The organism is Streptomyces sp. MBT65 (assembly GCF_016612545.1).
Lineage (GTDB): Bacteria > Actinomycetota > Actinomycetes > Streptomycetales > Streptomycetaceae > Streptomyces.
Genome location: NZ_JAENRY010000639.1, coordinates 1 through 1,905, shown reverse-complemented (window position 1 = coordinate 1,905; position 1,905 = coordinate 1). Strand labels below are relative to the sequence as shown.

The window sequence follows — 1,905 nt, the reverse complement described above, 5'->3', positions numbered from 1 at the left end:
GGGCTGGTCGGGGCGGGTGGGGCGGCGGACGAGGCGGTGCGGGCTACGGAGCGTAGTTGACCGAAATGCGCGCTGTGTCCGGTCGTGTGAATCTGGTTGAGGCCTCGGATCGGGGCCCACGAATCCGCCCTCAGTACGGGAGTGAACCCACATGGGTATGAAGGACCAGTTCCAGGACAAGGCGAAGGACCTCGCGGACAAGGCCAAGGACAAGATGGGCCAGGACGAGGTGTCCGAGCGGGGTGCTCAGCGGGACGAGGTGTCTGAGCGGGTCCAGCGTGAAGAGGACCGGATGGACCAGGACTACGACGCGTAGTCGAGGTCTGTTTGCGTGGGGCGCCCTGTGTTTGGGGCGCCCCACGGTTCGTTGTTGGGTGCGGGTTGGTGGGGGCTGGGTGCGCCCACGCGGCGGAGCCGCACATGGACACAGCCCCGCGCCCCTGAAAGCACCCTCTCAAGAACGTGGGGGCAATTTCGGTCTGCTTCTGTCCGGGGTGGATGAGTAGTCGGGTGGGGTTGCGGCGGGGTGAAGGGCGAGCAGGTCCAAGGCCAGTTTGATCGCGTCGTCCAGCTGGGCGTGTCTGCCCTCTGCCCAGTCCAGGGGGGTGCGCAGGATCTCCAAGTCCGGGGTCACGCCCCGGTTTTCGATCGACCAGCCGTACGCGTCGAACCAGGCCGCGTTCATCGGGACCGTGATCACCGTGCCGTCGCCGAGTTGGTGGCGGCCGGTCATGCCGACCACTCCGCCCCAGGTGCGTTGGCCTACGACCGGGCCGAGCTTCAGCAGCTTGAAGGCCGCTGTGATCATGTCGCCGTCCGACGAAGTCGCCTCGTCGGCGAGGGCAACCACCGGACCTCTCGGGGCATTTGAGGCGTACGACACCGGTTGGGCGTTGCGGGTCAGGTCCCAGCCGAGGATGGTGCGGGTGAGTTTCTCCACGACCAGTTCGCTGATGTGGCCGCCCGCGTTGCCGCGTACGTCGACGATGAGGGCGGGGCGGGAGACCTCGAGGCGCAGGTCGCGGTTGAACTGGGCCCAGCCGGAGCCGCCCATGTCGGGGATGTGGAGATAGCCGCAGTGGCCGCCGCTCAACTCCCGTACCACCGCCCGGCGTTTGGCCACCCAGTCCTGGTAGCGGAGGGGGCGTTCGTCGATGAGGGGGACCACTGCTACTCGGCGTGCTCTGCCCTCGCCCTCCGCCGGCGTGAACGTCAGCTCCACCGTCGTGCCGCCCGCGCCCGCCAACAGGGGGGAGGGGCCGGTGAGTCGGTCCACCGGGCGGCCGTCCACATGGGTCAGGACCGCGCCCTCCCGGATACCCGTGCCGGCCAGCGGCGAACGGGCCTTGGAGTCCGAGGACTCGCCGGGGAGGATGCGGGCGACCGTCCAACCGGCCTCCCTGCGAACGAAGTTGGCGCCCAGCAGGCCCTGGCGGCGCTGGTAGTGGGGCGGGCCCTCGTTGCGGCGGGACGGGGTGACGTAGGCGTGCGAGGTGCCCAACTCGCCCAGCACCTCACGGAGCAGGTCCGCGAAGTCGTCGGGGGACGCGACCCGTTCGACCAGGGGGCGGTACTGGTCCAGGACCCCGGTCCAGTCGATGCCGCACATCTGCGGGTCCCAGTAGTACGCGCGGATCAGGCGGCCCGCCTCCTCGTACGACTGGCGCCACTCGGCGGGCGGGTCGGCCTCGTGCAGGATGCGGCGGAGGTCGATCCAGACGGTCGAGTCGCCGTCGCCGGACTCCGTCGAGGGGACCGCGCGGAGTTCGTCCTCGTCGACCACCACCAGCCGTGAGCCGTCGCCGCTCACCGCGAACCAGTCGAGGTGGTCGACGAGTTCGGACTTCTTCGCCTTGCTGATGTTGAAGTACTCGAGGGTCGGCTGGCCGCTGGTGTCGTCCGGGT

General features: G+C 69.3%; 2 protein-coding genes. One reads left to right on the top strand and one right to left on the bottom strand.

Annotated elements, in window-relative coordinates:
• Window positions 1-151 precede the first annotated feature (151 nt).
• On the top strand, window positions 152-316 hold the full coding sequence (locus tag JHN63_RS51230; RefSeq protein ID WP_200691966.1) for a hypothetical protein: 165 nt from the start codon (window positions 152-154) through the stop codon (window positions 314-316).
• A gap of 138 nt (window positions 317-454) precedes the next feature.
• On the opposite strand, the gene JHN63_RS51225 is transcribed toward JHN63_RS51230, so the two are convergent.
• Window positions 455-1,905: S41 family peptidase (locus tag JHN63_RS51225; RefSeq protein WP_200691965.1), on the bottom strand; the 1,451-nt coding region annotated here is incomplete at its 5' end.